The organism is Shimazuella sp. NTD250, assembly GCF_059510375.1.
In genome coordinates, this window is sequence record NZ_JCAJZS010000001.1 from 747,837 (window position 1) to 772,781 (window position 24,945).

The 24,945-nt window shown below is 40.8% G+C and carries 25 protein-coding genes; 12 read left to right on the forward strand and 13 right to left on the reverse strand.

Going from position 1 to position 24,945, the window contains the following annotated elements:
* Nucleotides 1-215: 215 nt before the first annotated feature.
* Nucleotides 216-512 carry a hypothetical protein gene (locus AC5WOF_RS04015; protein WP_496048645.1) on the reverse strand — a complete coding sequence of 99 codons (297 nt, stop codon included), beginning with the start codon at nt 510-512 and terminating at the stop codon, nt 216-218.
* 171 nt (nt 513-683) lie between these two features.
* Between AC5WOF_RS04015 and AC5WOF_RS04020 the strand changes: the two genes are divergently transcribed.
* A complete protein-coding gene (locus tag AC5WOF_RS04020; protein WP_496048646.1) occupies nt 684-1,643 on the forward strand; it encodes a DMT family transporter in 960 nt (319 codons plus the stop codon).
* Between the two features lie 69 nt (nt 1,644-1,712).
* Here the strand turns inward: AC5WOF_RS04020 and AC5WOF_RS04025 are convergent, their stop codons facing one another.
* The 5 genes from AC5WOF_RS04025 to uptA form a co-directional block, all read right to left on the reverse strand.
* Nucleotides 1,713-1,919: a DUF397 domain-containing protein gene (locus AC5WOF_RS04025; protein WP_496048647.1), complete on the reverse strand. Its 207-nt coding sequence runs from the start codon at nt 1,917-1,919 to the stop codon at nt 1,713-1,715.
* Nucleotides 1,920-2,155: 236 nt separating this feature from the next.
* Nucleotides 2,156-2,359 (reverse strand): DUF397 domain-containing protein, encoded by a 204-nt coding sequence (locus AC5WOF_RS04030; protein WP_496048648.1) that lies wholly within the window; start codon nt 2,357-2,359, stop codon nt 2,156-2,158.
* Nucleotides 2,360-2,565: 206 nt separating this feature from the next.
* Nucleotides 2,566-2,775 (reverse strand): DUF397 domain-containing protein, encoded by a 210-nt coding sequence (locus AC5WOF_RS04035; protein ID WP_496048649.1) that lies wholly within the window; start codon nt 2,773-2,775, stop codon nt 2,566-2,568.
* A 115-nt stretch (nt 2,776-2,890) separates the two neighbouring features.
* Nucleotides 2,891-3,079: a twin-arginine translocase TatA/TatE family subunit gene (locus AC5WOF_RS04040; RefSeq protein ID WP_496048650.1), complete on the reverse strand. Its 189-nt coding sequence runs from the start codon at nt 3,077-3,079 to the stop codon at nt 2,891-2,893.
* An 80-nt stretch (nt 3,080-3,159) separates the two neighbouring features.
* The gene (uptA, locus tag AC5WOF_RS04045; protein ID WP_496048651.1) at nt 3,160-3,768 is read right to left on the reverse strand and encodes an undecaprenyl phosphate transporter UptA; all 609 of its coding nucleotides are present in this window, start codon (nt 3,766-3,768) and stop codon (nt 3,160-3,162) included.
* A 222-nt stretch (nt 3,769-3,990) separates the two neighbouring features.
* On the opposite strand from uptA, the gene AC5WOF_RS04050 reads away from it, so the two are divergent.
* From AC5WOF_RS04050 to AC5WOF_RS04070, 5 genes are all read left to right on the forward strand, one after another.
* Nucleotides 3,991-4,671, forward strand: a complete 681-nt coding sequence (locus tag AC5WOF_RS04050; protein ID WP_496048652.1) for a response regulator transcription factor — start codon at nt 3,991-3,993, stop codon at nt 4,669-4,671.
* Nucleotides 4,664-5,713 (forward strand): sensor histidine kinase, encoded by a 1,050-nt coding sequence (locus AC5WOF_RS04055; RefSeq protein ID WP_496048653.1) that lies wholly within the window; start codon nt 4,664-4,666, stop codon nt 5,711-5,713. Before AC5WOF_RS04050 ends, AC5WOF_RS04055 begins: the two co-directional genes overlap by 8 nt.
* 129 nt (nt 5,714-5,842) lie before the next feature.
* On the forward strand, nt 5,843-6,631 hold the full coding sequence (locus AC5WOF_RS04060) for a LamG domain-containing protein (RefSeq protein WP_496048654.1): 789 nt from the start codon (nt 5,843-5,845) through the stop codon (nt 6,629-6,631).
* A 55-nt stretch (nt 6,632-6,686) separates the two neighbouring features.
* Nucleotides 6,687-6,941: a hypothetical protein gene (locus AC5WOF_RS04065; RefSeq protein WP_496048655.1), complete on the forward strand. Its 255-nt coding sequence runs from the start codon at nt 6,687-6,689 to the stop codon at nt 6,939-6,941.
* Between the two features lie 601 nt (nt 6,942-7,542).
* Complete coding sequence (locus AC5WOF_RS04070) at nt 7,543-7,950, forward strand: hypothetical protein (protein ID WP_496048656.1); 408 nt, start codon at nt 7,543-7,545, stop codon at nt 7,948-7,950.
* Between the two features lie 144 nt (nt 7,951-8,094).
* Here AC5WOF_RS04070 and pruA read toward each other — a convergent pair whose 3' ends face one another.
* On the reverse strand, nt 8,095-9,639 hold the full coding sequence (pruA, locus tag AC5WOF_RS04075; protein ID WP_496048657.1) for an L-glutamate gamma-semialdehyde dehydrogenase: 1,545 nt from the start codon (nt 9,637-9,639) through the stop codon (nt 8,095-8,097).
* Nucleotides 9,640-9,805: 166 nt separating this feature from the next.
* Between pruA and AC5WOF_RS04080 the strand changes: the two genes are divergently transcribed.
* The 3 genes from AC5WOF_RS04080 to AC5WOF_RS04090 all read left to right on the forward strand — a co-directional run bounded on the left by AC5WOF_RS04080 (nt 9,806) and on the right by AC5WOF_RS04090 (nt 12,586).
* Nucleotides 9,806-10,729, forward strand: a complete 924-nt coding sequence (locus AC5WOF_RS04080; protein WP_496048658.1) for a proline dehydrogenase family protein — start codon at nt 9,806-9,808, stop codon at nt 10,727-10,729.
* 144 nt (nt 10,730-10,873) lie between these two features.
* The gene (locus AC5WOF_RS04085; protein ID WP_496048659.1) at nt 10,874-11,362 is read left to right on the forward strand and encodes an Lrp/AsnC family transcriptional regulator; all 489 of its coding nucleotides are present in this window, start codon (nt 10,874-10,876) and stop codon (nt 11,360-11,362) included.
* Nucleotides 11,363-11,383: 21 nt separating this feature from the next.
* Nucleotides 11,384-12,586, forward strand: a complete 1,203-nt coding sequence (locus AC5WOF_RS04090) for an aminotransferase class I/II-fold pyridoxal phosphate-dependent enzyme (RefSeq protein ID WP_496048660.1) — start codon at nt 11,384-11,386, stop codon at nt 12,584-12,586.
* A gap of 55 nt (nt 12,587-12,641) precedes the next feature.
* Here the strand turns inward: AC5WOF_RS04090 and AC5WOF_RS04095 are convergent, their stop codons facing one another.
* From AC5WOF_RS04095 to AC5WOF_RS04105, 3 genes are all read right to left on the reverse strand, one after another.
* A complete protein-coding gene (locus AC5WOF_RS04095; protein WP_496048661.1) occupies nt 12,642-13,418 on the reverse strand; it encodes an alpha/beta fold hydrolase in 777 nt (258 codons plus the stop codon).
* A 144-nt stretch (nt 13,419-13,562) separates the two neighbouring features.
* Nucleotides 13,563-17,885, reverse strand: coding sequence for a PDDEXK-like endonuclease domain-containing protein (locus tag AC5WOF_RS04100; protein ID WP_496048662.1), 4,323 nt, complete (start codon nt 17,883-17,885; stop codon nt 13,563-13,565).
* 385 nt (nt 17,886-18,270) lie between these two features.
* Nucleotides 18,271-19,407: a transglutaminase domain-containing protein gene (locus AC5WOF_RS04105; RefSeq protein WP_496048663.1), complete on the reverse strand. Its 1,137-nt coding sequence runs from the start codon at nt 19,405-19,407 to the stop codon at nt 18,271-18,273.
* 191 nt (nt 19,408-19,598) lie between these two features.
* Here AC5WOF_RS04105 and AC5WOF_RS04110 point away from each other — a divergent pair, with 191 nt between their 5' ends.
* On the forward strand, nt 19,599-19,991 hold the full coding sequence (locus tag AC5WOF_RS04110) for a hypothetical protein (protein WP_496048664.1): 393 nt from the start codon (nt 19,599-19,601) through the stop codon (nt 19,989-19,991).
* A 157-nt stretch (nt 19,992-20,148) separates the two neighbouring features.
* Nucleotides 20,149-20,883: a YheC/YheD family protein gene (locus tag AC5WOF_RS04115; protein WP_496048665.1), complete on the forward strand. Its 735-nt coding sequence runs from the start codon at nt 20,149-20,151 to the stop codon at nt 20,881-20,883.
* A gap of 100 nt (nt 20,884-20,983) precedes the next feature.
* Here the strand turns inward: AC5WOF_RS04115 and AC5WOF_RS04120 are convergent, their stop codons facing one another.
* The 3 genes from AC5WOF_RS04120 to AC5WOF_RS04130 all read right to left on the reverse strand — a co-directional run bounded on the left by AC5WOF_RS04120 (nt 20,984) and on the right by AC5WOF_RS04130 (nt 22,675).
* Entirely contained in the window at nt 20,984-21,109 is a 126-nt protein-coding gene (locus AC5WOF_RS04120; RefSeq protein WP_496048666.1) for a hypothetical protein, read from the reverse strand.
* Between the two features lie 72 nt (nt 21,110-21,181).
* A complete protein-coding gene (locus AC5WOF_RS04125; RefSeq protein WP_496048667.1) occupies nt 21,182-22,177 on the reverse strand; it encodes an asparaginase in 996 nt (331 codons plus the stop codon).
* Nucleotides 22,178-22,228: 51 nt separating this feature from the next.
* The gene (locus AC5WOF_RS04130) at nt 22,229-22,675 is read right to left on the reverse strand and encodes a RidA family protein (RefSeq protein WP_496048668.1); all 447 of its coding nucleotides are present in this window, start codon (nt 22,673-22,675) and stop codon (nt 22,229-22,231) included.
* A gap of 382 nt (nt 22,676-23,057) precedes the next feature.
* Here AC5WOF_RS04130 and AC5WOF_RS04135 point away from each other — a divergent pair, with 382 nt between their 5' ends.
* Nucleotides 23,058-24,809, forward strand: a complete 1,752-nt coding sequence (locus tag AC5WOF_RS04135) for an MFS transporter (protein ID WP_496048669.1) — start codon at nt 23,058-23,060, stop codon at nt 24,807-24,809.
* Nucleotides 24,810-24,945: the final 136 nt, after the last annotated feature.

Genomic DNA, 24,945 nt, shown 5'->3' on the forward strand with positions numbered 1-24,945 from the left:
AGGAGATTGGTATATTTCATTGTACGAACCAATCTTTTTTTTATGTAAACATTACAAGCAAAAACACGATCCATTGACCGTGTTTTTGCTGTTATTTTGTGTGAATTATATAAAAAAGATGCAATTATTTTCATCCATTGTTGTTCAGCCGCCATGCGTTGCATCACGGCTGAACAACAGCTGGTTCCGAGCAGATCTGCTCAGAGGAGGGTCAGTCACAGAAAGGCCAGCTCGTACTGTTCTGCCCGCTCCTCGGCCTCGCCGAAACGACCTTGGGCGCGATAGACCAGACCACAGACGTCGAACTGCTCACCGTTGACGTTGAGGTTGTCATAGGGGTAGAGGTTGTCGAAATGACCCTCGACGCCCCAGATGGCCAGGTCTCCCAGTGCCTTCTCAATCGCCTCGATGCCCTCACCAATCCCGACCTCGGAGCTGCCGAGGTGCTTCATCACGGCGGTGGTCAGTACTTCGTCAAGGGAGATGTCATTCCCTCGAATCTGAACCATCATTTGATGACTCCATCCTTCGATGAGTGATGCTCAAAACCGATAATATTCTTCTTTTATTATACAAAAGAAGCTGGGTGATGAGAAGTTGCAAAAACAGTTATGAAATCCATTCTAATAAAGATGTTTAGAAGAAATTATATGTATATGAAACTTTTTAAAAGAGGGAGAAAAATGGATACAAAAACAAATAAAAATACCATTTCTTATATACTATTACTCTTTACCATGGTCTTTTGGGGGAGTGCCTTTACAGGTGCCAAATTAGTAGTTGGACAAGTCCCGCCGGAAGTAGGGGCTTTTTTGCGGTTTGGGTTTGGGGCAGTGTTTATGTTTCTTATTTTGTTGAGTCGAAAAACGGGCAGGAAAGATGCGACATTGATAGGGAAAAAATATTGGTTTCCCATTGTACTATTGGGTATAACAGGTGTCGCCCTCTATAATCTGTGCTTTTTTTGGGGAGTTCAGTATTCGTTTGCTTCTGATGGCAGCAGTATTGTGCCAACGATAAGCCCTGTCGTGACCACGGTTTTAGCGATCTTCTTTCTCAAAAACAAACTGTCAAAACGTCAAGTCATAGGACTTATAATCTGTTTAATCGGAGCCGCCATCTACTTTATCGGAATGAATCACAATGCAGATAATGCGTCCCATCGTCTGCTTGGCAATCTATTTTTCCTTGCCTGTGCATTGTGCTGGGGAACCTATACCATTTTAGGAAATAAAGTGTTAACAACACTAAAACCTTTGCCCGTTACGGCCTATGCGACATTAGTAGGTGCAGTCATACTCGGCCTGCTTTCCCTCCCAAAAATGCTCAACGTAGCATGGGGTCAACTGGGACTTGATTTTTGGCTCTTGCAAGTATATTTAGGCTTCTTCTGTACTGCCTTAGCCAACTGGTTTTATTCGCTGGGAGTAAAGCATATCGGAGCTTCCAGAGCATCTGCCTTTATGTATTTTGTCCCGATAAATGGTTTGTGGATATCGATGGTTTTTCTTCAAGAATCACTGACAATTTTTCAATTTATTGCCATACCGACCATGTTAGTTGGAGTTTGGTTTGTTAATAAGAAAACTGCTAAACAAAATATCATATCCAAACAAAATATTAAAGCGAAAATTATCTCTTAAATAGAACAGCGCCCCCCAGGTGGTTTGGTAACCTCCTGAGGGGCTTTTGTGTGTCCTTCAGGGGCTAGATCAGCTCTTGATGGACTGGGTCAGTTCCGGTGCCCAGGCGACGAACGCCTCCCATGCCGGGACGGAAGCCGACGCCACAGGGGAGTCCTCCAGCTTGGAGTCCTTGACCCGAACGGTCACTCCGTCCGGGGTCATGGCCTCCACGCAGTTGGGATTGTTATCCGACAGACTGCGGCTGGACTTTGCCCACTTTTCGGTCAAAGCCATCTTACCTCCATGCCGCTCTCTGTTCACCATCCTTGTGACGGTGTTTCTTGCGGCATTATTAGTTTAGCATATACAATACAGAAAATACAGATAACTATCACTCCGTATAATAAACAAGTAGAACTATGTAATTGTTTTCTTTTACTAACATTTTAAATAGCATAAAAACCAGCGCCCCCCAGACGGTTCTATTCCAACCATCTGGGGGGCTTTTGTGTGTCCGTCAGGTTGCTAGATCAGCTCCTGACGAGGGTGAGGAACGCCTCCCATGCCGGGACAGAAGCCGACGCCTCAGGGGAGTCCTCCAGCTTGGAGTCCTTGAACTGGACGGCAGTGTCCAGTGCCTTGACCTCCACGCAGTTTCCTTGTGCACTGTAACTGGACTTTGCCCAGTTTTCGGTCAAAGCCACTTTACCTCCATGCCGCTCTCTGTTCACCATCCTTGTGACGATGTTTCTTGCGGCATTATTAGTTTAGCATATACAATACTGAAAATACAGATAACTATCACTCCGTATAATAACCAAGTAGAACTATGTAATTGTTTTCTGTTACTAACATTTCAAATAGCATAAAAACCAGCGCCCCCCAGATGGTTTTATTCCAACCACCTGAGGGGCTTTTGTGTGTCCGTCAGGTTGCTAGATCAGCTCCCGACGAGGGTGAGGAACGCCTCCCACGCCGGAACGGAAACCGACGCCACAGGGGAGTCCTCCAACTTGGAGTCCTTGAACCGAACATTCGATCCGTCCGGGGTCATGACCTCCACGCATTTGCTGACGTCTGTGCTGTAACTGGACTTTGTCCAGTCTTCGGTCAAAGCCACTTTACCTCCATGCCGCTCTCTGTTCACCATCCTTGTGACGATGTTTCTTGCGACACTATTAGTTTAACACTAAGAAACGGAATAATATATCAATTCAAACAAGAAAAGAACACCTCCCAGCTCTTGAGATGTTCTTTCCTATCCACTAATTACTTTTATTCGCTTCGCTTTTCGTAACTTTCTTCTCTTCGTCGTCCAAAACGCCATTCATGCCATTTTTAAACTCGCGAAAGCTCTTCCCTACTGCTTTTCCAAGTTCTGGCAGTTTTTTTGGACCGAAAAGGAGGAGAGCAACGATTACAATCAAAATCCATTCAAAACCGTTTATGCCCATCTCTATCCCTCCGAAACATTATTGACCATTTTATATTATACTACCAACGAGGAAAAACCAAAAAGGAAAATCTTACATCATTACGTAATAGAGTTATTTTTCTTGCGTTTGATCAACCAATGAATACCAAAGTAAAGAATAAATAACACTACCGCGCCGATCGCTATATAATGAATGTAGTTTCCTGCTACCGCTTCGATATTTTTCCAATTGCTTCCCAACTTCATTCCTAAATATAAAAACAAGATTGACCATGGAATAATCGCAAGCGTAGTAAGGGTGATAAATCGTGTGACAGACATTTTCGCAATCCCTGCGGGAATAGAAATAGCATGCCGTACAACAGGTAGGAAACGAGCTCCAAAAATTACTCCTGTTCCGTAATTTTTAAACCATTTTTCCGATAAATCGAGATGGCTTTTCTTGATCAATAAAAATTTCCCGTATTTTTCCAAGAAAGGTCTGCCACCATAGTAACCGAGCCAATATAGAAACAGTTGAGCGATAACTCCACCGATAGTTCCTGCAATAACTGCTCCGATAAAGGTAATTTTACCGGAATCGACCAAGAATCCTCCATAAGCGAGGACAATTTCACTGGGAATGACTTCTACCATTAATCCTAATGCGATTCCAAAGTAGCCGAGATCTGTTAACCAATTTAGTATTGAAAAAAAGATGTTTTCCATGAATTTCTCCTTTTCTCTCGTTCTTCTATACAAGATGATAGACGACAATCCGCAGCTCGTCCACTATTGTCACACAATCGATCCAGATGTTCGGTCTTTGTTTGGTTTCCCAAAAGCTCATATTCTCATTACAAAACAGCTAGGAAATTCAATTATTCATGTTCTATTCACAAATCTCCTCTATACTAAAGAGAACAGAAAATGTACAAAGGAGAATCCCATATGGCACGTATTATGGTGGTAGATGACGATGATCACATCCGTGAAGTAGTGAGTATCTTTCTTAAACAAGAAGGCTATGAAGTAGATGAAGCGATAAATGGAAAAGAAGCATTGAAACATCTTGATTCCATCCAAGTGGATATGGTCATCTTAGATATCATGATGCCACAGATGGACGGTTTTGAACTATGTGCCGAACTTAGAAAGTTTTATGATTTCCCCATTCTCATGTTGACTGCCAAAGGAGAGACCACCGATAAAATAAAAGGATTTCGGGTTGGTACCGATGATTACTTGACCAAACCGTTTGAAGTAGAAGAATTAGTAGTGCGCGTAAAAGCGCTACTTAGAAGATATCAAATTATATCCTCTAACCGCGTACAATTAGGAGAATTACTGTTGGACCGCTCACGACATGAAATATTACACAAACAGACTCCCATCTCTATTCCACTCAAAGAGTTTGAGCTCTTATTTGAGTTTGCTAATTATCCAAACCGAACTTTAACTCGTGAACATCTGATCGAACGCATTTGGGGCTATGATTTTGAAGGAGATGAACGAACCATCGATGTACATGTAAAACGCCTTCGTGAAAGATTTCCAGAAAGGCAATACGACTTTGCTATTCGGACGGTACGCGGTTTGGGCTACCGTTTGGAGGTAGCCCAACATGGCTAGGCTCAAAAGTGTACTAGGTCCTTTAGTAGGAATCAGTTTTGTTTTATTCTTTTGGTCTGTCTCTTATTGGTTGGTAAATCTCTTATTCCCCACCCTTGAAGTTCTAACGAGCGAATATGTAAAAGACTTGCTCATCGGCTTGATTGGTTTTGTGTTAATGATATCTACGATGTATGTAATTGGGAAAATATTTAGCTCTCATCGAGATGATGTCTTTCATGTCATTGTTGATGCCATCAAACAGATCAGTAAGGGAAACTTTAAAGTTAAATTAAACTTAGGAAAACTCAATAGGGGACATCCTTTTGCAGCATTAGCAAGCAGTATTAATGATATGGCAGAAGAACTTGGAGAAATGGAAAAAATGAGACAAACTTTCATTTCCAATGTCTCCCATGAAATCCAGTCACCACTCACCTCCATCCGTGGGTTTGCCCGTGCCTTGCAAAATGATGAGCTGTCACCAAGCCAGCGTGCACACTATATCGATATTATCATTACCGAAAGTATCCGCCTGTCAAAATTGAGTGATAACTTGATGAAACTTACTTCGCTGGAATCGGAACATCATCCATTTGCTGCTACTGACTATCGATTGGACAAGCAATTGCAGCAAGTGATCTTAGTAAATGAACCACAGTGGTTAGGCAAAAAAATTGCGGTAGAACCTATTTTAGAAGAAATAACCATATCCGCTGATGCTGATTTGCTCAACCAAGTGTGGACAAACTTACTGCATAACAGCATCAAATTTACAAGTGAACATGGTACCATCACCATTTCCTTGCAGCAAATCAATGAAAATACAGTTGTTCAATTTACGGATACAGGATCAGGCATTTCCGAAGGAGATCAACTTCATATTTTTGAACGATTTTATAAAGGGGATAAATCACGAAACCGCAATGCGGGAGGGAGTGGTCTTGGACTTTCCATCGTCAAAAAAATTGTCGAACTCCACCATGGAACGATTCAAGTGAAAAGTAGAGTAGGAGAAGGAACCACTATAATTGTTTCCATCCCCTTAAAATATAGAAAATAGCAATCTAGACATCTGAAAAAGATGTCTATTTTCGTTACAGTAGGAGAATTTTTCTTTACGAAATAGACAAAATGTTTCGCATAGGAATGCTTTACAATACAAATAAGTTCGAAGACAAGGAGTGGAGAAATGTCAAAGATACTTTGGAGAAGTTCCATTATTACTTTTTCTTTACTTGTAAGCCTTTCCATCTCACCAATCAACTCTCATGCGGAAGAAGATAATCCCACAAAGGAAACCATCGTCTTCCAAGAAGACTTCAATGACCTGCAAGTAGGTGTGGATAAGAAATGGGGCTGGAAAACAGCCTCTTATGAATTTTGCACGACAAATCCTAACCATGATAAGTTAGATAACCTCACTACGGATGCCATGAAGACCATAGATGGAAATTTACATATCCAAGCAACTCCTAAAGGAGATGGATACTGGGATACAGGACTTGTCACGACAGGAGATTCTTGTGACTCTGGCGGCAACCAATTTCAAGCGCAGGCAGGGGACTTCCTTTTGACGCATGTCAAGCTTCCAACTGGAAATGTCGGCGCTTGGCCTGGCTTTTGGACTTGGAAAGATGGTAAAAACGAAATCGATATATTTGAATGGCATTCGGATAATCCCCACAAACTAGAATTGACCAATCATGTTAAACCAGCAGGTTCCATTTATGAAGACGAATCGCTCATCGGACCAGGTAAATGGATTTACATTGGAACAAAAATCGGCGAGAACAACAACACATGGTATGTCGGCTCCTCTGAAGACAACTTAAAAGCTGTATATTCCGATAACACTGGTGTAGGACCTAATTGGACTGCATTTTTAATCTCCAATCTATCGGTTGACAATGGAAAACGAGCTCCACAGGGAAAGCAACCAATTGATTATGATATTGATTTCGTCAAAGTATTCCGTTAATTTCCTATCTATCGTATAATGGAATCCAAGTATTCCTGCTACAGGAAAGGCAACCATGACTATCCAGACTCTCGAAGAAGCTGAGTCGGCCATTGCCGAGCTCGCGAAGGAGGCGAAGAATCAAGAGGAACACAACTTGATTCTCGTCTTGGAGTGTTTTGCAGGAGGCGCTTGCTTCCTGTACGACAACCCCTTCGCGTGCCAGGTCGAGACGGAGATCGAGCGGCTGAGCGCAGGGGAACCCCTGTTGTTCGAGTATGTTCCTCCGGTCGTCGATCTGCTTTACTTCTTCGCTAGAAGATCAAGATAGTTTTCATGGGGGGGCCTAACTTTTAGTAGGATGGATGTGAAATTCGTTCATTCGAACCTCACATCCCCCCAATTCCAAAATCAAAAGCCCGTTTTTAGGGCTTTTTTTAGTATTTATGATTACCCAATCTTTAAAATAAGACTGGAACACAACAAACCACCAACATCCATTTCCATCGTGGTTGCTGGTGGCCTTTTCTTTTCATATCAAATTGTCTAATCATCATGAAGGAATAGGACGAATATTAGTGTGCTGGAGGCGGAATAAAATCGCGCATTTAGCTTTCCTCCTTACGTCAAATATCACTCTTGATGAACTTAGACTTTCTCAAAGATTATATCAGGATATCCTATATTATTAGGAGGATTCCTTAAATTCATTATAGCAATAAACATCTAAAAACACAATAGATTCATTCTATTGTGAAATAAATTTTATAGGTGTGTTTGCAGAGTTGATAAGTCGCACATAGTAAAGATAAAGCTATCATTTAAAAAAATATTAAAAAACGAATAAGTTTTATATATGATTCTTCTCATTTGATTTTTTATCATTTATACTAAATGCGCTACATCCCTTCCATCCCTATACGGAGGTTCGCATGACTCCTCGCATCCTCACGTCCAACGAGGCCGCCAATGCCTTCCAGAAGACGATCGATGAGTTGACTCGCCCTGAGATGAACGCCGTCGAGTCGATTCCCTCTGGGAACCCGGCGGCGGACGTTCTCAACGCGACTCTCGACGCTTACGACCAGCTCAAGCAGTTGGTGCTGGGCGAGGTTGGACTCGAAGAGCTGATGAAGGGCGGTAAGGAGGATGGCGTCGCTCTCGGCGATCTCAATCCGCTTACAGCCTTCCTCACCAAACGGTACGTCGACATCGCTCGCCAGATGGCTGACGATGAGCAGAAGATGCCCTCTGGGCTCGACCCGGACACCGACCCGCACTTCCTCGACGCTCTGCGGACCCTCGGCGAAATGCTGAAGGAGGATGAGGAAGAGAGCTAGAAGTAATCCTCATAGGGAGAAGGGCAGTGTTGGGATGGAACAGAAAAACTTCCACCCGACACTGCCCGCCGAAAACAACCATTCCTATAAATGTTCAATACAAAAAGACCACTTTGCGCCAGTGGTCTTTCATACATCACATTATTAAAGAGCTTCTGAAACTGACTGTGCTTGCAAGAATAATAAGAGATAATCCCGTCCACCTGCTTTGGAATCCGTACCAGACATATTAAATCCACCAAATGGATGAACACCTACTAATGCTCCTGTACATTTGCGGTTAAAGTAGAGGTTTCCAACATGGAACTCTTTGCGAGCTTTTTCCAATTTCAAACGGTCACGGCAGATGACAGCGCCAGTCAATCCAAACTCGGTATTATTGGCAATTTCAAGTGCTTCATCAAAGCTGTCTGCCTTGATAAACGCGAGCACAGGACCGAAGATTTCTTCTTGGGAGATACGTGCTTGGGGGTCAACATCTGCAAAGACAGTAGGCTCGATAAAGTAACCACTTTCGTCCCCTTTTTCTCCACCTGCGACAAGACGACTTTCCTTCTTCCCGATCTCGATATACTCTAAAATTTTATTATATGCTTTATCATCGACAACAGGACCTAAATCGATGGAAACATCGTCCGCTTCACCTAGTTTCAAGCTTTTGGTTTTCTCAGTCACTTTCTCTAAAACTTCGTCATACACGTTTTTATGCACGATTGCACGCGAACAAGCAGAACATTTTTGACCAGCAAAACCAAATGCAGATTTTACAATCGCATCTGCTGCTAGATCGAGATCAGCATCTTCATCCACAACAATGGAATCTTTCCCGCCCATCTCTGCGACAACACGTTTGATCCACTTTTGTCCTGGAACTGTTTTTGCAGCTAGTTCATTGATGCGAAGCCCTACTTCACGAGAACCTGTAAAGGAAATAAAGCGGGTCATCGGATGTTTGACAAAGTATTCCCCAACTACAGGACCTGGTCCTGGAACATAGTTGACAACCCCGCCTGGAAGACCTGCTTCCTCAAGTATTTTGACAAATTGGTAAGCGATTACATTGGTAGGAGTAGCAGGTTTTAAAACAACTGTGTTACCAGCAACAATCGCTGACGTCGTCATCCCAACTGTAATCGCAAGCGGGAAGTTCCAAGGAGGAATAACTGCCCCAACCCCAATTGGTAAATATCTCAATTCATTTTGTTCGCCGATAAGCGGTGTTACGGGTTGACGTTCATCGAGACGAAGCATCTCTCTTCCGTAAAACTCCATAAAATCAATTGCTTCTGCTGTATCTCCATCTGCTTCTGGCCAACTCTTACCTGCTTCTACCACCATCCAAGCAGAAAACTCATGTTTTTTACGGCGAAGAATCGCAGCAGCTTTAAACAATACACTGGCACGCGCAGCCGGATCGACATGTTTCCACCATGAAAAAGCGTCAACAGCGGTCTGCATCGCTTGTTCCGCTAGTTTTTCATCCGCTTCTGAAACAATTCCCACTACTTCTTTTGTATTGGAAGGATTGATAGAATTCACTTTTTGGTCAGTTTTGATATGTTTACCGCCGATAATCAGATCGTATTCTTTTCCTAATTCCGATCTAACTTTATCCAAAGCAGCTTCAAATGCTCTGCGATTTTCTTTTACGGAGAAATCGGTAAAAGGTTCATTACGAAATGGGATCATATAAGTATTTCCTCCTAATTTTTTATAACTCGATAAAATTGTAACGCAGTTACGACCTAAAAACAATCATCTACGGGTCTCTATTGTCTATTTTCTCTATAATTTGTATAATAACAACTGTAAATTAAAGTTTATTCATTATTTCATAATAGAAGTAGGTGTAGTCATGTCATTTGCAAGAAAAATGGTTTTATCCCTAGCCGCGAATCCAGCGATACGCTCGATAGCTGGAAAATATGGCTTAAAGCTCGGTGCAGGTCGGTTTGTCGCTGGAGAAACGCTGCAAAATGCGATTACTCGTGCTGGCGAATTAAATGAACAAAACTTGTGGGTAACCTTAGATCACTTAGGGGAAAGTGTCACTTCAAAAGAAGAGGCTTTGGAAGCTACCCGTGTAGCTATCGATACTTATGCCGCTATTTATGCAGCAGGACTCTACAAAACAAACATCTCCGTCAAGTTAACACAACTCGGCCTAGATATAGATTCCGCTTTTTGCTTAGAAAATATGAAAAAAATTGCAGCAAAAGCAAAAGAAACTCATAATTTTTTACGGATCGATATGGAAGATACTCCACGAATCGAAATAACGATGGACATCTTTCAAACTTTACTATCCGAATATGGAAACGCTACCATAGGACTCGTCATCCAATCTTACCTCTATCGGTCAGAGCAAGATGTAGCACACTTAGGAAAACAAGGGGTCAATCTACGAATTGTAAAAGGTGCCTATAAAGAGCCGAAAGAAGTAGCATTTCCAGCAAAAAAAGATGTCGATGAACAATTTATTCAATTGGTCAAACAACACCTTACCAATGGGGCTTACACAGCAATTGCCACTCATGATGAGAACATGATTTATCCCCTGCTGGCTTGGATCAAGGAGCAAAAAATTGCCGATCACCTATATGAATTTCAAATGCTGTATGGAATTCGCACTGATCTTGCCCGGAAATTAGTAGCAGAAGGATATAAAGTGAGAGTTTACACACCTTTTGGCAAACAGTGGTATCCATATTTTACTAGACGGTTAGCAGAGCGACCAGCAAATGCCCTTTTTATCCTTAAAAACCTCTTCAAGAAGTAAAGAATGGAAAAGTCAGGTTTATGAAACTTAAACGATGCTAAGAATGAAATTACATGAAAAAAAAGAGCCCAAACGCTCTTTTTTTGTTACTATATATAAAGCAAATTATTGCAGGCTGCCATTTATCAAGAAGGGGGCTAGAAAATGGAACTGCAAGAAGAAATCCTATCTGTGTTATCGGAAAATGCTCGACTCACCATCGAACAAATCTCGCATATTGTAAATCAACCTGAGGATAAGGTACGTAAGACTATTGGTTTATTGGAAAAAAAACAAGCTATCATTGCCTATCAATGTGTGATAGATTGGAAAAAAATCGGGAAGCAAAGAGTTCATGCACTCATCGATGTACAAGTAACCCCTCAGCAGGCTCATGGTTTTGATGTAATTGCGAAAAGGATTGCGATGTATGATGAAGTGGTGAATGTTTATTTGATGTCTGGAGCATACGATCTTTCCATCACATTGGAAGTAGATTCCCTTGAAGCAGTTGGACTTTTTGTAACCGAAAAACTCGCCCCTCTTGATTTTGTAGTCAATACCAGAACACATTTTATTCTAAAAAAATACAAAGAGGCAGATGTTCTTCTCGATACAGATGGTCCTGATAATCGACTACATATTGCCCCTTAATCTGGAAAAGGTTGTGTTGACATGGATTTAGAGTCTAAACTATCTCCCATTGTAAGAGATATGGCTCCATCTGGAATTCGGCGTTTTTTTGATCTTGTCAATCAAATCCCTGACGCTATATCTCTTGGAGTGGGAGAACCTGACTTTGTCACTCCTTATCACATTCGTAAAACAGTAACGGATTCATTGGAACACGGACCTACTAGCTATACATCTAACCAAGGTCTACCTGAATTGCTATCTGCGATTTCTGAATATTTACTGAAACGCTTTGGCTTATCTTATCATCCTGAAACAGAAATTCTCACTACATTTGGAGGCAGTGAAGCTATCGATCTAGCCTTACGAGCCCTCATCTGCCCAGGTGATGAGGTAATGGTAGTAGAACCTGCTTATGTATCTTACGAGCCTTGTGTCGTATTAGCTGGCGGTATCCCGGTTCCTGTAGCTACTCACGCTAGAGAAGGATTCAAATTACGGGTAGAAGATTTAGAACGACGCGTTACCTCGAAAACAAAAGCTCTTATCATCAGTTTTCCTAACAATCCAACAGGCGCTATCATGACAGCAGAAGATTACGCCCCTATCGTTGAATTTGTAAAAAAACATGAGCTGATTGTGATATCAGATGAAATATACGCTGAATTGACGTATAAAAACAAAAATCACGTTTCGATTGCGTCTTTTGATGGAATGAAAGACCATACGATCTTGATAAATGGCTTTTCCAAAGCATTTGCCATGACCGGCTGGCGAATCGGTTTTATCGCTGCTCCAGAAATCTTGTGGAGAGGCATGTTAAAAATCCACCAGTACACTGCCCTTTGTGCACCGAGAATGAGCCAGATCGCAGCACTTGAAGCACTGCAAAACGGTCTGCAAGAGTGTCTGAATATGAAACAACAATATGATCGAAGACGCCGTTTCGTCGTACACTCTTTAAGTGAAATGGGTCTGACTTGTATGGAACCAGAAGGTGCTTTTTACGTCTTTCCTTCTATCGCATCTACTGGATTAGATGCAGAAACATTTGCTGAACAGCTTTTACTGGAGGAAGGAGTAGCAGTAGTGCCAGGAGGAGTATTCGGCCCAAGCGGAACGGAGCACATTCGATGTTCTTACGCTACATCATTAGAACGACTGGACGAAGCGATGAAGCGGATGAAACGTTTTGTAGAGAAGAAAAGACAAACGAATAGTAAACATTATTTGCAACTTGGTTAACAAATAAGACCCTGATCAGGGTCTTATTTGTTGTCATCATTTTAGATTATAAATCTTACTTTATCAAAAAATCCGCCACAACTTGCTTAAAACGATCTTTCTCTTCAATAATTGGTGCATGTCCCGACTTTTCAAATAAGACAAATGTTGCATTGGGTATCAAAGATGCGACCTCTTTTCCACGTTCAGGTGGATTTAATCTATCATGTTGTCCACTAATAACCAATGTTTTTGCCTCTACTTTATGTAAATCTGAGCGGTAATCAAATCCTTCCAATGCCTTGTTGGCAGCTACCTGTTGTTCTGGACTTAGAATGGTACCTTTTTCTTCCCATTCTTTTAACTCGTTTCCAACAGCTATTGGATCGTAAAACATATACTTAGACAAATAAGACAATTGTTGTTGAGAATCCATACCATCCAGTTCTTCTCCATAGCGATGAAACATCTCCTGTATAGAGGAAGTTTTTCCATGAGCTTTTGGAACAACCAGTATTAATTTTTTAACTCGATGAGGCATCTCAACTGCTACACCTTGAGCAATATAACTTCCTAATGATATCCCCATTACGCTGGCTTTTTCAATACCTAAGTGATCCATCAGGGCAATAACATCTTGAACAAGATCTTTAAGAATATAGGAAGCAGGTTTGGATGATTTTCCATGCCCACGAGCATCTAAAGATATTATACGAAAGTAAGGTTTGAGAAATTCTCTTTCATAAATGAGTGTTTCTATATCTTGGGTAAGTCCATGAAGTAAGATAAGCGGGCTTCCTTGTCCTTCTTCTTCGTAGTATAAGGTTGCATCATTGACAACAAAGGTAGGCATATTTATTCATCTCCATAATCGTATAATCAATAACGGCAAACCAAATAAAGAGATCTCAATACTTATTAAATTCTATCAGATAAACTACATATTACAATGTAATTAAATCCGCCTGTCACCCCAACACTATCCATACCTTCGCAATCATGCCTTCACAGGATCCTCTACTGGATAAATATTCAATTCATCCAATTTTTCCCATAATGCCTTCATCGCTTTCTCAGGATCACGGTAAAATTCCCTTCCTCTGACTCTCCAAAACTTCCATCCTACTCGTTCTAAAATGCGCTGTCGTTCAAGATCCGCTTCCCATCTATCAAGCCCATACCACTTATCTCCATCGCATTCTACTGCTATTCGGTTACCATTACCTTCGATGACAAGGTCAATTCGCTTTCCTACACTCCCTACTTGAACCTGAGGCGTTACCTGATAACCTCTTGCTGTGATGAATCGGTACACATCTTTCTCAAAAGTAGATTCAAATAAATGATCTACTTCTTTGATTTCTTGCGTTCTTTGCTTTTTTTGGTTCAGACAGTAGTTAAGAAGCTGATATCGCATGCAATTCACATTTAAATCATCCAGCTGTACAGAATGAAACAAAACCAGCTGGTCTCTAGCTCGGCTTGCTGCAACATTAAAACGTCTTCGATCAGATTCTTTCGTTAGAACTCCAATCGTCATATTGTTTGCTGCAACCATCGACAAAAAGATAATATCTCTTTCTGCCCCTTGAAATCGATAAGCATCTCCACAAATGATGTTACGCTGTACCATTTCACTCTCGCCCAATTTTTCTCGCAGTAATTGTTCAATTAACAATGCTTGATCATAACCTTGAAGAGATATAACACCCATTGATTTCCCTCTATATTTCTCTTGGCTGCAACAATGAAGAATAAATTCCACTATTGCATTTGCTTCTGGTTCGTTCCATGCTTTGGCCGTTTCCTTCCGATATCCATCTTTCACATGCACAGTGAAAACAGGATCATCATACATCTCTTCGATTAGCGGCAGACGAAGCGGGTCTATTTTTCCACCATACATGAGATCATTGCTGAATTGAATAATTTCAGGAACACTGCGAAAATGCTCTTTTAAGACAACTTTACTATTGGTAAAAATTCGACTAGCGGTGTCATACAGACTCGTCGAAAGCTCTAATTGATCTGCCCCAGGAATTCCTTTTAAATGTTGTTTGATTAATTCATCGTTTTGTGAGCGATCTAAACCGACTATTTCGGGACTTATTTGGTTATCGTCCCCAACGATAACTGCTTTTTTAGCACGTAACAGTGCACTCAAAGAAAATAAATTGCTTTGACTACTCTCATCCACTATCACAACGTCAAATAAGTTATTTGTGAGTTCTATGTTTTCAATGACGCGTTGAATCGGCATGATCCAAACAGGAATTGCATCCCTACAGTTATTTAGTTCTCTACTCGCACTTTTTCGGTATTTGGAGGCATATTTACCAGTACCTTTTCCGAGCTTTTTCATCATTTGCATCCAAGTAGTTAAACTTCTCTTTTGCTGATCATCTGCCCGTTCCAATTGAGCTTTCCATGTTTGATCCGCAACTAATTTACGAATTAAATTCGCTTCTCTTCGTCGCTCTAATTGGAATTCTTCTTCCAGTTCTTCTACAGACTTTTGCTGCTTTAATTCATTTAACCAATGATTGAATTGGCTCCAAATCCACGCTTTATCTATATCATCAGGTGGTAATGACGGACGCAGTGATCTCGAAATCAACTGTTCACACCATTTGGGACAGACTTCTGTCAATCTATTTTTTAATTGTTGATAGTGCAAAAAATCAGGTTCAATCTTTTCCAATCGAGTGACTTCTTCACACGCCTCCTCCCACTTCTTAGCATCTTTTTGCTGGCAAGCCGTTTGCAGGGAATCCCATATTGGATGAATGGTCTTTTGTTCTTCGCTTTCTCTGCTTAATTTGAAGGAAGTTTGCTGAAAAAAAGCTTCTATTTCTTTGATTTGATAATGGAGTTGCAAGACTGTTAAACCATATTGAAAGTCAGCGAATGACTCGGCATTAATCCAATCTACATCCTTTGCTCCTAATGATTGGGCAAAAGGAGCAAGTGGACCTATAATCTTTTTCTCCCACAAAATAATCGTTTCAAATTGCTTCAAAGCTTCCAGCACTTCTCTTATCCATTTTCTATCTCCTATATCGATAAGGGGCCCATCTACCTCTTCCATAATTCGATTCCATTTTATTTGAAATTTGCGTTTCAACTGATTACCAACTAAACGCTGTTTGACCAAATCAAACTGCTCTTGTCTTTGCGCAGGCAAACCATCAATAAAACATTGTTCAAACAGATAAGCATACTTTTTACCGACTATCTTTTTGTACATCCAGCCTGTAGATTTATTTTGATTGATCCTTTCCACAATCATTTCGATATCTTCTAGTATCTTACGTTCCGGATGCGGGGGAAGCTGAATTTCATACTCTAGCAATTCTTTTTCGATACGAATTATTTGTTCTAATTGTGCTTTATAATCTTTAAAAAAACGAATCCACTCTTCTTTTTGGTTTGTATGATGAACCATATCAGTTAAAATCGCTATTTTCCAATTATCTTTGGACATGTGATCGAGAAGTTTTACATTTTTATGGTTTTGCTGAATTAACGCCTCAAGAGAAAAGGATAATCTATCAGGTATTTTCCAGTCTTGTATATAAGGACTTCCTTCATTGAACTTCTGTTTCAATACAATAAATTGATGCGTCTGCTCATGAAATCGATCAAGGCTCGGTAACTGTTCTCGATTAGGTCTTTTTAGATGCAAGCTTTCCAAATCCGCTTTTGAAAAACTTGCTAAAATGCGATAGAACGAGATGAGTTCTTCTTTTGATAAAGGAAACTTCGTTCCGGGAAGAATAGAATCAGGAAACCAATCATACTGCTCCTGTTCCTTTAGCCATTTAGCTGCTTCTAACGGCTTAAATGTTACTCCTGCAATACTTTTTTCTTCATTATCTATTTGGAGTACTTTGTTGATTTCCTCTTGATTTCGTGCCATTTTTCTACGTGTTTCCTCTAATTCTTTTTGGGACAGTTGAATATTTTCACAGAGAACAGAGATATTTTTCCGCTCCAAATTGTCAGCAATTGTACGAACTGAATTTTCTATCTCTTGTATGGATTTACTATCTCCACCAAGCACGCTTACACATAGATCCCTTACTTCTTCTGGAATTTTTTCTTTTAATACCTCTAAAGCCTGATCCTTTTCACTTGTTACTAAAACTCTTTTGCCGTGGGCGAGTAAATGACAAATCAAATTAGCAATGGTATGGCTTTTTCCTGTTCCTGGTGGTCCTTGTACTACTACCCCAGCATTTCTTGCTAACTTATGAACGATTTCAGTTTGTTCCTGATTAGCAGGTAAAGGGAAGAGTAAGTTATCCTCTAAACTTTTCCACTCTCGGGAATAAACAGCTTTGGATTCTATCCTGCTTCCATCCTCAGAGGAGACAAGTTTTTTTAGGGTTTCTGGAATAGGGTAATTTTGTTCCAATTGATCCATTACAGTTTGATATTCCACATCCCAAACTCTTCCAGCTGTTTTGCGTATAAAAACTGCTGGACTGTAGGAAATCGTCAAATGAGGGGTGACTTGCTTGATCGGCACCCACTCTTCAACAAATTTCCCTTCAGAACTCAACATATTTGCTACTTGCTTTAAAAGACTAGCTACTTCTTCTTTGTTTTTGGGTTGCACTTCCACTTGGTCTAACTCTTGAATCATTCTCACATTCGGAATATCTAAATGCAGTAACATATCTGTTTCCACACGTGATCCCTTTGTAGTGGAACATAAAGTAAACAAACCTCGTTCAGCATCAAAGCGTAATTCTAACGGCGTTGTGAGGAGATGTCTTTGTATTTTCACATCGTCTTTTTCCCATGTTAACAAACCTTGTCCCCATACAATCTCCCAGTTATCCCCTTCATCTTGCAGCAGCTGAAACATTGTAAACATTTCATCATAAAACTTTTTTGCCTGCTGTTTTTCCTTTGCCCAAGGTATCCATTCATTTATTAACCAATGATCAAACACTTCCTTTCTCGCTTTATCATCGATAAATCGTTCATAAATAGAGTCTTCTCCCGTTCCGCTTTCTTTAGGTATCTGTATTATCACTTCTGGCTTTTGCTTAGGATTTCCCCAATTGATCACCCATTCTTGCAATTGCTCAGGTATTTTTGGAACAGGGGATAAGACTGGTCTATGCGCAATGACCCACTGGTCGTTTTCTAATCTATCATCGTGAATCCAAATATCTGAAAGACGTGCTAAATCCGCTTGCCACCAGTATTTTTCAAAATCTGTAATTTTACGTTGAATGCGGTAATTTAATCTTTTTAGTTCACACAGATATTGAAATACTTGATTCACTTTTGTCTGAACTGAGTCCATAAAAAACATCCTCCACATAATAAAAAAATAAAAATAAGAATCTATATTCGCTGCATATAGATATACATATAAATTTAATTATACAGAAATTTATGGTAAAAACTAATCTCGTTGAGGTATATATTTCTCTAGAGGTTGTTGCCTAAATAAGATTGAATACTGGATAAAATCGCTTGATATGAGTGTTATCCGCGTCTGTTGTTAAAAAAACACAAAGGACGCTCCATCCACCCAAAGCGAGACTAGGAGCACAGCGACATAGCGAGATTTGTGCCCTTGTCTGAGGTGCACATCTGCGCTTTTACGTTGAATAATGCAAATTAGAAAAACAACATTGGAGCTGGTTACTCCAAAGAAAAAAGGCAGGAATATAGGCTCCTGCCTTTTATAAAGCTTTTTTATCTGGGTGATGGGAAACATAGAAATCACGGTTATCAAAGTAATTTCCTGATTTCTCCCATGTAGGATCACAAGGAATCTGTTTGTTTTCATCTTTCAAATACACCACATTCCAAGCGTGAGCTCCTCCGCTTCCATCAGGTAATACAGCTTGACCCAGCTCTTGTTTTACTTCAAGCCCTACTGCTTTCCCCATCGCTACCATTAATGCAGAGTAATCCGAACAAATACCCATTCTCGTCTGGAAAGTTGGAATCGCACCATATGTGAGCGAGCGGAAATTTCCTGATTGAATGGCTAACGCTTTATTATCATCGTACCTAATATTTTCCCCAATCCATTTATACAGTCGATATGCTTTTTCTCGATCACTTTTCGCCCCTCTGACTATTGATTTTGCGGTTCTATCAATTTGGGCATTGGAGTCAAATCTCGTTTGCCATGTCCAAAAGCTTTTGCTGTCTTTAGGCCCATATTTTGCTGCTTCTTGACTGATCTGATGAAACCAATCTTTTGTTTGCTGACCAAGGACAGGGAGTTCTTTACTCCATGTGCTGGCCAGCACTGGTGTGATTACTTTCTGATCGGTCCAATGATAGACACCACTATTTTCCGCCATCTTCGAGAGGTCAGAAGAAGGCAGATAGGCTAATCCAATGTGAACTGCGATTAGAAAGATCAATGTTTGCAAAATTGCTTTTGGAACATTTATGATCACTCCAAACACTCTACTTAATCCCTGAGGCAGTCGCTCTGTCCATCTGCTCACATGATGAACGCTTCCAGTCAACAGCGAAATGATTGGCCATGCGATTAATTTAAGGAGCCAATAGATAAGTAATGCAAGGATAGGAACTGCTGCCGCCCATGCAAAAATACTAGCTTGTAATTGTTGTTGTATCCATTGTAATCGGCTTATATCTGGCAAGTTATTAACTTTGACAAAGCCACGCAGTAACCAAAACGTGATGCCATAAGAGAAAAGCCATAAAACAGAGGAACATAGAGAATGAAGGCTGTATGTCAATTTATCTAATTCACGTGGTAAACCTCTGATTAAACCTATCAACAGAGGGCTAACAAGCAAAAACACTACAATGATGGTGATCCAGTTGGTTTGCAAAATAGCAGTCCCCTTTTTGTTGATTTTTCCCCGTACTTTATAGTTTAATCTGGAATGGGGAAAAGGTCTATATTCTATTCATTTCCACAGCATTTCCTGTTGTCTTAAAGCAAAAAAATTAATGCAAGTATTTTGTTTTTTTAACCAATATTCTATATACTAAAAGAGTAAACGAAACGATTGGGAGAAGGATGAAGCCTTTTGGAATATTGGAAACGGTTTCTACTGAGGTCGATGGTGAGATCCATACCTTTGCTGGTATCTATGGACCCATAATCATCACCATCAGCACTTTTCACCCTGAGCTAGTCCAGTGGACAGGAAGGAGTGTTATTTGTGCGAGCGGCCTAGTAACTTTGGACTTTATCCCAGATGAAGGTCACTCGGAGCAAATCTCTTTTGAAATCGATGTAGTACAAGAGCAAGCATTCCAACTTGATCAAGGCAAGTCATTTTTCACAATTACCTACAAAGGAAACCACAACAACTTCATTCCATTTTTCACCGATCCTTTTCAGTTTTTCAGGGATGGAAAATTTCTCCCTGCACGAGACCGCCTGAAAGAACGAGTTATTGTCAGGTGATCACGGACCGGGTTCCCATTGGGAATCCGGTCTCGCCATGTTTCCTGCATTTGTTTCTATCTTCTACTAGATTTCCTTACAGTATCGTGTGCCCTTCCCATTCTATCTTTCACCACATAAACTGATAGAAACTTGATCCTGACAGGCTGGTGAAAATATGCAAAAAGAGATTAGTAAAGTCGGGAATGCCAAAATATTGTCCAGCAACTTTTATGTTTCATCCCATATCCCGGAATATCACTCTCTTACCAAATCCAGTCTACAAACCATGCTAAACAAATATACTACGATTTATGTTAAACCAAATAATTCATGCCAAGGAAAAGGCGTGATTCGCATAGAGAGAAAAGCCAATGGTTATCTTGTCAAACCACGTGACCGCAATAAAACATTTCATAAAAATACGATCGAATCACTCATGAGATGTATCCAACGTGAGAAAATGAATCGGCCTTATCTCATTCAACAAGGCATCGCTAGTTACACCAAAAACGGACGGCTATTTGATATCCGTACACACTTACTGCGGATTCATGGAGAATGGGAGATGGGAGCAATAATCGGTCGTGTGGCAAGTAAGCGAGGGGTTGCAACCAATGCTTATAGCGGAGGGACACCAGTCCCCATCCGTACTTTATTAAAAGATCATTTGGGATTAAGCGTTGAGGAAAGAGAAGCATATATCGAACAATTAACCACCCTATCAGTAGAAGCAACAGAAACATTTGGCCAAGAGTTTCCTAAGTGGGCGGAGCTCGGATTAGATATTGGTGTCGATGAAAAAGGACAATTGTGGATCTATGAAATTAACATCAAACCGGGGATGTTAGTATTTCGCAAAGATCAGCCCTCTTATCAGCGTATTATGAAAATGAAGAAGATGAAAGGCTAGAAGGTCGTCGATAGATGGTGATTGCAATATAAAAGGAGTGACCGACAAATTAGTAAGCTGTTTGTCGGTCATGGTGCTTCCATAGGACATATAAGACAGTTCACTCATCCAAGTCGACAGTGACTATCTCAATATCTACAAGTTGTCCCTGATCATTGGTATAGTCGATAGCGATGTCTTGTCCACTTGATTCGGGATCATCGATTATGTTTATCTCAATTCCCATCTCTATTCCTCAAGTTGAAAGCCCCTTCTCCTATTTTACTTCAGAAAAAGGGAAATGACACTTTCCAAAAAATTACGTTGCCAATCGGTCATGGGCGATAGGAGTCTCCATGAGTTTCTTCACTTCATTTGGTTCATTGCTTTTCCCTAATGTCCACATCAATTTTGCAACAATCGCCTCTGTATTCATATTCCTTGTATGAATAATACTCTTTTCCACTACTTTTCTGCCTACTTCGTATCGATGTAAGTCTTCTCCTTCTTCCAAACACTGTGTAGTAATCACCACTGCTATTCCACTGTCGATCAGTTCTTCGATTTTTGGCAATAGATTGCGACCGACAATCGGAATACCCCCACTGCCAAAACTCTCGATAATAACCCCTCTATACACTTGCTTAAGATAATCAAACAACTCTGGCTTGATACCTGGATACAATTTGACAACTATCACATCTGTACAGACGGAAGTATCACATAGAAGTACATGCTGGTCGTTTGTTGGTTTCCCTAAAGGATATGTGATCTCTTCTCCATCTACATAACCAATGTAAGGGTGATTGATGCTTTCAAATGCATCATAACTCTTGGTCTTTATTTTTACTGCTCTTGTCCCTTGAATCACTCGACCATTAAACACGACAAATACACCATTTACATCTTCACACGCAAACCGAATGGCGTCCTGTAAATTGCGTTTGGCATCAGTAGGTTCGAAATTCATCGGGACTTGTGAACCTGTCAGTACAATCGGTTTACTCCCCTGCTGTAACATATAAGACAGAGCAGAAGAAGTATAGGCCATCGTGTCTGTTCCATGAGTGACCACAAATCCATCGTAGTCAGCATAATGATCGCGGATGGCTTCTGCGATGGTAACCCATGATTCCGGTTGCATATTAGTGCTGTCAATATTCATCAATCGTTTCGTGTCAAGTTGGTACAGGGGAGGAACTTTATCCACAAAGTGAATCAATTCATCTGGAGTCATTCCAGGAACCAATCCATTATCGCCTTGAAGCGAGGCAATTGTCCCACCTGTAGCCAACAGCAATAGCTTTTTCTTCAACTTGAGCACTCCCGTTTCTTCTTGTGATGTCCATTTATTATTATGTCTGATCTAGTCTTTTTGTTGTGTAAAAGAGAAAGAGATTTGATTTTCCAGAGATTTCCATCCTTTTACTGTTGCAATAGCTTCAATTTCAACTAGAAATTTGGGTTTTGCTAAGCTGTGTACGACTAAAACCGTTATGGCAGTCGGACGATCCCATCCTTCTACTCTCCTTGCTGCTTGAAAGCCAGCTTGGATCGGTTGGCCTTGCACGATATAAATAGTAAGTTTCACTACATCTTTTGGAGTTGCATTTGCAGCTGCTACTGCTGTACTTACGTTTCGAAGAGCCTGCTCCGTCTGGGTACCTAAGTCATCATCAACAATTTCACCAGTTGCATTTACTGCATTTTGACCGCCTACATAAACTGTTTTTCCTGAACCTTCGACCGTCACTACTTGGGTAAACGCCGGATTTTTAGAAAGGTTTTCTGGGTTAATATGTGTGATTTTCATACATTCATGATATCCATTTTGTCATCAATTGCAATCATTTATTATTCAAATGCCATATGTTTCATTATTCATAAATTCCCCAAGATTAGGAACCCCTATATTCGGATCACTGATACGGTTCTTACCTTAAACCATGAGCAGCATTCGATGTAAATGACTATTCCTAATTCGAATGAGCTTCTTTAATGAGAAATCCATTAGACTCAACAGATGAAGCGGAAGCGACCTTTAAAATCATGAAAACAGAATGAATCCGCCAAAATACTTTTGACTGCCTAGATTTGTTTTGTTATCTTATCGAGATAAAAAATCGAAATTTTTGTATTACGGAAAAAAAAGAAATATAATATTCAAAAGGCCACCTGTTCTTTTAGGAGTAGATATGAAAAGGCTGAGTTTGCGGAGACAAGCAGGAATCGAACTTGCCGCAGCAATGCTGGGGCAGATGCTCGCTATCGCTGTCATTCCCTCCCTCATCTTTCAACCACTGCACATTACCCTTTATCAACAGAAATTTCCAGTGGGGTTGATTGTTGGCGTATACTCGCTGACTACGATGCTCTGTGGACTTTGCTTTGGATGGGTGACAGATCAGTATGGACCAAAAAAGGTTTTGCTGGTCGCTATGCTTCCTCTAACAGGAGTATATCTCCTATATCCTTTTGCCGATGAGCTTTGGGAAATCATCAGTGTACGAGTGATAAATGGGATTCTATTTTCGCTCGTCATGAATGCGCTCATTGTTTTGGTGAGGCAGAAGGTACTAGCCACTGATCAGGTCTTTCAAGCTAGAGTCCACGGCATCATGTTGAGCCTGAATTTCGCAGGCTCAGGAATCTCCATGTACTATGGTCTGCAACTGGTTAACAATCCGATCTTGCTGTGGTCTTCCACGGGAATCATCGGTGGAATTGCTGTTATACTGGTTTATTGGACCATTATGACGGTTTCCTCTATTCGGTTGGAGTGTAGGAATGTAGGAAACAAACTACTTTCCTACATTCATTCCTTTGCAAAGAGAATAATTGCGAAAAATTCTCTTCATGCATCCCTTCCAGATGTAGGTGTTAGTTCCGCGTATTGGGCATTTCTCACCTATTTCGCACTATATATTGGAGAGCGTGCTGGGGTCATCCTTTTCCTCTCCACTGTAGTCAACGGTATTGCCGTAATCTCTGTGATGCCAAAGTTGGTAGTAAACCGCAACAAGTTGGTCATCGGTGGAAGTATTCTCACACTGATGCTCAGTTTTATTCTTATCAGCAAAGATCAGCCATTTTGGGTGCTTCTGCTAATCGGAATAATGGTTGGGGTTGCGATGGCTGGAAACAACCTAGGCATCTTGGAGAGAGTAAACTTTACGGCAGATCGAAATCAACTGGGTAGAGCGAATGCTACTGCTGTACTGCTAAAACAGCTTGGGGGGATCATCGGACCTGGTTATGCAGGGTTGATGTGGAGTCTTGTGGGATCTGACCACATGTGGATTTCCATTCTTCCACTGCTTCTAGGCTCCTTTGCAGCTCTTACTTTCTGCGGGCCTCCCAAACCTTTCATTGAGCTGCGTCTGGAAATTAAAAAGAACACGATCTGTGTCCACCTGCTTAATCCTAACCCATCAGAAGTGGATAGGTATGCAAGGGAAATCATTCAGATTAAACAGGGAGATGGAATTCCACCTGTAAAAGAGGGAGATCGAGAACGGGCGCTTGTCCTAAAAATCGAAAATGCCTTTAAAGCACTTGGTTATCTACAAGCTGCTCTAAAGGGATCACCGTTGAATTCCCCACTCCATCAAACAATCGAGCGGAAAATTCAACAAGTACGAACGATTATCCTCCATCTTTTGCAGGAGGTTGGAGCAAAGGACTTTGTGAAATATTCTCTCCCTGGAAAGTTGCTCTACTGGCCTGAAAAAGTCCAAGGAGCTGCATATTTAAATCGTACCCTAGCTCTTTTGGAGACTAAGTACTGTGAAAGTACCAAATATGTAGAGGCGAGAGGTATAGAAGAAGTAGAGTGCCTGCTGAATGCGGTACAAGTTTTTGATCTGCCGGGACTTGAACTTCATGATGTCTTCTTGTCCTATGGACTAGAGGATAGGTGGTCTAAGGCACTTAAGGCCGTTTCATAGAGAAAAAAGTTAGGGCCAAAGCACCTCCTTTCCCATTCATAGGAAGGAGGTGCTGTCATTTTTTGGTATAAGCTAAAGGCATGAATCAAAAATGGTTTCTACTTTTTTCTTAGAGTAATCTGAACGTCTACTTCTT